Genomic DNA, 6,908 nt, shown 5'->3' with positions numbered 1-6,908 from the left:
CGCCGCCGTGTGGTCGGGGGTGGCCGACGAGGTCGTGCTGGTGAGGACCTCGTTCGAGCTGTTGCGGCGCGGCGGACGGCACGACATCGTGGTGCCGCTGCGCGAGCGCAACATCCTGCACTGCCCGCGGCTCTTCCGGGGCCTCTGGCCGTCGCGGCGAGCGGTTCGGGTGCTCGCCAACAAGGGCGCCTTCGGCCGCTACCTCGCGGCGGAGGGCCTGAGCGGGCTGGCGCCGCGGCTCTTCGCGCGGCCGGCCGACCTGCTGTTCCCGGTGGTGGTGAAGGCTCGCTCCGGCAGCGGCGGGGCGGAGGTTGCGCTGGCGCGCGATGCGGCCGAACTGGGGCGGGTGCTCGGGGAGCCGCGCTTCCACCGCCAGCAGGTGGTGCTGCAGGCCCATGCGGGGGCGGGCGATGACCATGTCACCCATGCCGTGGCCGTCGGCGGACGCATAGTTTGGCACCGCGGCTATCGCTACCGGCTGCGGCCCGGCACCGAAATCCAGACCCCGGATACGGTGCTCGGCATCGAGCCGGTCACCGAGAGCGCCGCGACGCTGGCGGCCTTCGAGCGGCTGCTGCTGCCGCTGGCCTATGACGGCCCGCTCAACATCGACACGCGACGGCGCGCCGACGGACAGATGATGGTCCTCGAGGTCAATCCCAGGATGGGCGGCTCGCTGATGCGGCCCGAGCATGTCGCGGACCTGCGGGCCTGCCTCGCGGCAGTGATCGCCCACGCCCGGCCGATGTGGCGGCGGCCGGCGCCAGCTTGACAAGTTGGGGGACCCTCAAGCCAGGCCTACGAGAAACGTGAGTCATTTCAACGGGCTAGGGGTCAACTAACTTATTGATTTCTCAATGGTATTGTGCTATTAGTATGTTGCTGCGTTAGGAGCCGCGACGGTGGCCACCGGCGTGGCAGCCCGATAGCCCCGCCGCAAGGCGGGGCTATCTTATTATTCCGTATGGGTCGCGGCCATAGGCCTGTTTGACCATTATCCGTTCCAGTATGAAGAACGACTGATCGAGCCCAAGAACGGTTTTGGACGCTATCGGTCGTTCTCTTCTTAGCAGTGCATATGCGCACGCATCGGCGGCTTGGATGAAAATTGATCGCGCCGAGTCACGATAGACAATGTCCTCTAGGATGCGATCCGCGGGGATATTCTTGGATGGGTTCCCGACACCCAGTTTCCTCGCTTGCTTGGGATATGGTTGAACACGCCGAGCTTTCTTCGGATAGAATCGTAGCTCTTCCCCTCATCGCAAAACACTACAGCGCTGCTACCGGCTTTCCGCATGTTCGTGTTGATCCTATTGAGTAGGAACTCGAACGCTCTCTCGTCCTGATCATCTGGGACAACGGCATTTATAAGTTGAGCGCCAGGTATCATGGAAATGCCAGCAAGGAAGAAATCATATAGCCGAGCGCGTCTTGGCTTTGAAATCGGCACCCGGGCCAAAGCACCTTTTCCACCTAGCCAGTCCGTAGAGTGTAGCTCGGCCTTCATCCGTATCCCGTCGCAGTGACTCATCATTCGACGGATTCCCAACAGATGGTCGAGCGAAGATCGCCACTGGTCGGCCGGGATAATCAGCGCAGAGAAGCACGCGACGGTTCCGTCACCTGAATCATCAATGTAGACAAAGTGCATTGCCCTTTGTCAGTGCGGTAAGTCAGCGAGTCAAGGCCCTTTACTTTTCAGTAGCCTTCGGCGTTGTTGCCGACGAGGATCTCGCGCTTGCCGGCATGGTTGGCGGCACTGATGACGCCCTCCTTCTCCATGCGCTCGATCAGCGTTGCCGCCTTGTTGTAGCCGACAGCGAGCCGGCGCTGGATATAGGAGGTCGAGACCTTCTTGTCCTGCAGCACGACGTTGACCGCCTTGTCGTAGAGCTCGTCGCCGGAACCGGAGTAGTCGTCGCCCGGCATGTCGCCGCCCTCGTCGAGCTCGTCTTCCTCGGCAACGATCGAATCGAGGTAGTCGGGCGAACCCTGGGACTTGAGGTGGGTGACCACGGCCTCGACCTCGCCGTCCGAGACGAACGGGCCGTGCAGGCGCCGGATGCGGCCGCCGCCGGCCATGTAGAGCATGTCGCCGTTGCCCAGCAGCTGCTCGGCGCCCTGCTCGCCGAGGATCGTGCGGCTGTCGATCTTGGAGGTCACCTGGAAGCTGATGCGGGTGGGGAAGTTGGCCTTGATGGTGCCGGTGATGACGTCGACCGACGGGCGCTGCGTGGCCGTGACCATGTGAATGCCGGCGGCGCGGGCCATCTGGGCGAGGCGCTGGATGGCGCCTTCGATGTCCTTGCCGGCGACCATCATCAGGTCGGCCATCTCATCGACGATGACGACGATGTAGGGCAGGGGCTCGAGATCGAACTCCTCGCTCTCGAAGATCGGCTCGCCGGTCTCGCGGTCGAAGCCGGTCTGCACGGTGCGGGTGATTATCTCGCCCCTGGCCTTGGCCTCGCCGACGCGCTGGTTGAAGCCGTCGATGTTGCGCACGCCGATCTTGCTCATCTTGCGGTAGCGGTCCTCCATCTCGCGGACGGCCCACTTGAGCGCCACCACCGCCTTGTTGGGATCGGTGACGACCGGGGTGAGCAGATGCGGGATGCCGTCGTAGATGGAGAGTTCAAGCATCTTGGGATCGACCATGATCAGCCGGCACTGCTCGGGGGTCATCTGGTAGAGCAGCGACAGGATCATGGTGTTGATGCCCACCGACTTGCCCGAGCCGGTGGTGCCGGCGATCAGGAGGTGCGGCATGCGGGCGAGGTCGGCGATGATCGGCTCGCCGCCGATGGTCTTGCCGAGGCAGATGGGGAGCTTGCCCTTCATCTTCTCGAAGTCCGACGAGGCGAGCATCTCGCGCAGGTAGACGGTCTCGCGCATCTCGTTGGGCAGCTCGATGCCGATGGCATTGCGCCCCGGCACGACGGCGACGCGGGCCGAGATGGCGCTCATCGAGCGGGCGATGTCGTCGGCCAGCGAGATGACGCGGCTCGACTTGATGCCGGGCGCGGGCTCGAGCTCGTAGAGCGTCACCACCGGGCCGGGGCGAACGTTGATGATATCGCCCTTGACGCCGAAATCGGCCAAGACGGATTCGAGCTTGCGCGCCATCTGCTCGAGCCGTTCCGGCGCATGCTCGGGGCTGGGTCCCTTGTGCTTGGGCTGGGCGAGCAGGCTCAGCGGCGGCAGCTCGAAGCCGGCCTCGTCGTCCTCGAGCAGCGAACCCTGGGCCTCGCGGGTGGCGCGCAGGCCCGGCTGCGGCCGGGGGGCCGGAGCGGCGACGCGCGGCGAGATGACGGGCGCGGTCAGCGGCGCCGTCGCGGGGCGCGCGGCCATCGGCCCGCGCGAGGGGGTCGGCATCTCCCAGCGCACCGGTTCGGGGGTGAAGTCGGTCACGTCGTCGTCGTCGTCGTCGAGATCGAACGGCGGCTCGTCATGGTCGGCGCCAGGCGCGGCAGCGACGTGGCGCTCGAGCCCGGCAGCGGGCTCGACATGCAGCGGCGCCACGGGGGAGATGACGGGGGGCACGACGGGTGCGCCGGCAAGGCTCGGCTCGACCGCGTCGCCGCGCCAGCCCTGCTGCTCGGCCCGGGCGGCCTTGCGGGCGGCGAAGGTGGAGCGGGCCCGGCGGACAGCGGCGCCGGCCGAGAACCCCAGATGCGCCATGGCACCGAGCGCGATGTCGAACACCGAATCGCGCTCCGGCCGGTCCTCCTCCGCGGTGGCGGCGTCGACCTCGACGGCCGGCGCGACGGGCCTCGCGGCGGCCGATCGTCCGGCGGACTTGCCGGCGGACTTGCCTGCGGCCCCGCCGGACTGGCGGGCGCGTGAGCCGGCCTCGATGCGCGGCAGGTTCACTCGGCCCAGGCCCATGGCCAGCCAGAACAGGGCCAGAGCGGGCGCGGCGATGATGATGGCGAACAGCACCGCGGTCACCGGCTGCGGGGTCTCGCCGGTGACGAGAGCGGCAAGATTGGAGAAGCCGGCGCCGATGAGGCCGCCGAGCCCGGTGGGCAGCGGCCAGCTCTCGGGCACCGCGACGAAGGCAAAGATGCCGCAGCTCAACAGGCTCGCCGCAATCCAGGCGACCAGCCTCAGGCCGATCCTGGGAGGCGTACGCAGGCGGACGAGGCTCCAGCCCCACAGCGCCGGCGGCGCGAGAACGACGAGCACGCCCAGACCGAAGACCTGGAAGGCCACGTCGGCGATCACCGCACCCGGAAATCCGAGCCAGTTTCGCGCCGGGGCGCCCGAAGCGTAGGACAGACTCGGATCGTCCACCGACCAGGTCGCGAGGGCGACCAGCAGGACGGCCACGAGCCCGAGGACGATCGCGCCGATCAGGCGGATTGGGATACGGATGGCTATGGCGGGGGCGGGCTCGCGACGGGCGTCATCGAGCAGGTGCTGTGCCGGCATCGTCTCAAACACTCTACACAACTGGAACGCAGGGCGCCGCGGAGGCGTCGCCGATCAAGCAGCGATCCTAGGCCGGTAGGGTTAATCCGGTGCTAACTGGGCGCATCCGGGCGTGCGGGTCGCGTCAGCCCTTGCGGGGTGCCGGAAACACCCGCCAGCGCCTGGGCCGGAAGGCGATGCGGGTGCGCTCGCCGGCCGGATGATCGAAGGGCAGGTCGATCTCGACGCGCTCGGGATGGCCGCCGATCTCGAGTTCGACGCGGCGGGTACCGCCGACGCGGCGCGCGGCCACGACAACTCCGGCGAGGGCCGCGCCGTCCTCGACCAGCTCGATGTCGTGCGGGCGGAAGTAGAGACTGGCGGGGCCGGACGCCTCGTGCGGGGCGGGCAGCCCGATGGCGCGGCCGCCGGTCCAGACCTCGTGATTCTCGACGGTCACCGGCAGCGCGCTCGATTCGCCGATGAAGCTGAAGACGAACGGGTTCTGCGGCCGGTCGTAGACCTCGTCGGGGGTTCCCACCTGCTCGATGCGGCCCTGGCTCATCACCACCAGCCGATCGGCGAGTTCGAGTGCCTCCTCCTGGTCGTGGGTGACGAACACGGTGGTGTGGCCGGTGCGGTCGTGGATCTCGCGCAGCCACTTGCGCAGCTCCTTGCGAACCTGGGCGTCGAGGGCGCCGAACGGCTCGTCGAGCAGCAGCACTGCGGGTTCGATGGCGAGCGCCCGGGCGAGGGCGACGCGTTGCCGCTGGCCGCCCGACAGCTGCTGCGGGTAGCGCTTCTCGAGGCCGGTGAGCTGCACGAGGTCGAGCAGCTCAAGGGCGCGGCGGCGGATCTCGGCCCGGGGCGGCCGGGTGGCGCGCGGCCGCACCGAGAGCCCGAAGGCGACGTTGTCGAGCACGGTCATGTTGCGGAACAGCGCGTAGGCCTGAAAGACGAAGCCGACATTGCGCTGCTGCACGGTGCGCAGCGAGGCATCCTCGGCGCCGAAGAAGATGCGGCCGGCGGTCGGGCTCTCGAGTCCGGCGACGAGGCGGAGCAGCGTGGTCTTGCCGGAGCCCGAGGGGCCGAGGAGCGCGATCAGTTCGCCCGAGCGAATGTCGAGCGAGACGTCGTCGAGCGCCGGATAGAGGGAGAACTGCTTGCGGATGTTTTCGACGCGGATGTCCAACCGGGTGTTCCTTTCAGTGCCGTCTCGTGCCGGCGAGTTCCGCGCCGTAGCGGACCTCGAGGATGGTCTTGATCAACAGCGTCACCAGCGCCAGCAGCGCCAGCAGCGATGCGACCGCGAAGGCGGCGGCAAAGTTGTACTCGTTGTAGAGGATTTCGATGTCGAGCGGCATGGTGGTGGTGCGGCCCCGGATGTGGCCGGACACCACCGACACCGCGCCGAACTCGCCCATGGCGCGGGCGTTGCAGAGCAGCACGCCGTAGAGCAGGCCCCACTTGATGTTGGGCAGCGTCACCCGCCAGAAGGTCTGCCAGCCGGTGGCGCCGAGCGAGAGCGCCGCCTCCTCGTCGGTGCTCCCCTGGGCCTGCATCAGCGGCACCAGCTCGCGCGCGATGAAGGGGAAGGTGACGAAAACGGTGGCCAGCACGATGCCGGGGACGGCGAAGATGATCTCGATGCCCATCGAGCGCAGCCAGGGACCCAGTACGCTCTGGGCACCGAAGAGCAGCACGTAGACCATGCCCGAGACCACCGGTGACACCGAGAAGGGCAGGTCGATCAGCGTGGTCAGGAAGCTCTTGCCCCAGAACTCGTATTTGGCGACGCACCAGGCGGCGGCGACGCCGAAGACCAGGTTGAGCGGCACCGCGATGGCGGCGACGGTCAGCGTCAGCCCGATGGCGGTCTGCGTGCTGCGATCGGCGAAGGCGGCGAAGTAGGTGTCGACGCCCTTGCGGAACGCCTCGACGAAGACCAGCACCAGGGGCAGCACGAGGACCAGCGCCATGAAGGCCACCGCGACGAGGATCAGGGTCCTCCGCACCCAGGGTCGTTCGGTGGTCGGGCTGGTATGGGCATTGGCCGGCACGATCCGGCGGCTGTCGTAGACGGCGACATCCTGCTCATACATCGCCGAACCTCCTGCGGCTCCAGGCCTGGATCAGGTTGATGACCAGCAGCATAAGGAAGGCGATGACCAGCATGATGCCGGCGATCACGGCGGCACCGGCCTGGTCGAACTCCTCGAGCTTGATGACGATCAGCACCGGCGCGATCTCGGAGATGTTGGGCAGGTTGCCGGCGATGAAGATGACCGAGCCGTATTCGCCGACGGCGCGGGCGAAGGCGAGGGCGAAGCCGGTGAGGATGGCCGGGGTGAGGCGCGGCAGGATGACCCGCACGATGGTCTGCAGCCGGCTGGCGCCAAGCGTTGCGGCGGCTTCCTCGAGCTCGGCCTCGAATTCCTCCAGCACCGGCTGCACGGTGCGCACCACGAAGGGCAGGCCGATGAAGATCAGCG

General features: G+C 67.6%; 6 protein-coding genes. 1 reads left to right on the top strand and 5 read right to left on the bottom strand.

The features are described 5' to 3' along the window. Positions 1 to 772: hypothetical protein (locus ACE3TU_RS14690; RefSeq protein WP_374625458.1), on the top strand; the 772-nt coding region annotated here is incomplete at its 5' end. 175 nt (positions 773 to 947) lie between these two features. Here the strand turns inward: ACE3TU_RS14690 and ACE3TU_RS14685 are convergent. The 5 genes from ACE3TU_RS14685 to ACE3TU_RS14665 all read right to left on the bottom strand — a co-directional run. Next, a complete protein-coding gene (locus tag ACE3TU_RS14685) occupies positions 948 to 1,190 on the bottom strand; it encodes a DUF3800 domain-containing protein (RefSeq protein ID WP_374625470.1) in 243 nt (80 codons plus the stop codon). Between the two features lie 511 nt (positions 1,191 to 1,701). Next, on the bottom strand, positions 1,702 to 4,437 hold the full coding sequence (locus ACE3TU_RS14680) for a DNA translocase FtsK (protein ID WP_374625456.1): 2,736 nt from the start codon (positions 4,435 to 4,437) through the stop codon (positions 1,702 to 1,704). Between the two features lie 124 nt (positions 4,438 to 4,561). Next, entirely contained in the window at positions 4,562 to 5,608 is a 1,047-nt protein-coding gene (locus ACE3TU_RS14675; RefSeq protein WP_374625454.1) for a sulfate/molybdate ABC transporter ATP-binding protein, read from the bottom strand. A gap of 13 nt (positions 5,609 to 5,621) precedes the next feature. After that, the gene (cysW, locus tag ACE3TU_RS14670) at positions 5,622 to 6,518 is read right to left on the bottom strand and encodes a sulfate ABC transporter permease subunit CysW (RefSeq protein WP_374625452.1); all 897 of its coding nucleotides are present in this window, start codon (positions 6,516 to 6,518) and stop codon (positions 5,622 to 5,624) included. Continuing rightward, positions 6,511 to 6,908 (bottom strand): ABC transporter permease subunit (locus ACE3TU_RS14665; protein WP_374625450.1); only part of this gene is annotated, 398 nt, incomplete at its 5' end. The genes ACE3TU_RS14665 and cysW, both read right to left, overlap by 8 nt.

This window comes from Devosia sp. (assembly GCF_041917035.1).
In the GTDB taxonomy this organism is placed as follows: Bacteria; Pseudomonadota; Alphaproteobacteria; order Rhizobiales; family Devosiaceae; genus Devosia_A.
The sequence above is the reverse complement of the archived record's forward strand: the minus strand, read 5'-3'. Positions and strand labels throughout refer to the sequence as shown.

Excerpts from the sequence above, each read along its gene's own strand:
- ACE3TU_RS14680 (WP_374625456.1), bottom strand. The coding sequence starts at position 4,437 with ATGCCGGCACAGCACCTGCTCGATGACGCCCGTCGCGAGCCCGCCCCC.
- cysW (WP_374625452.1), bottom strand. The coding sequence starts at position 6,518 with ATGTATGAGCAGGATGTCGCCGTCTACGACAGCCGCCGGATCGTGCCG.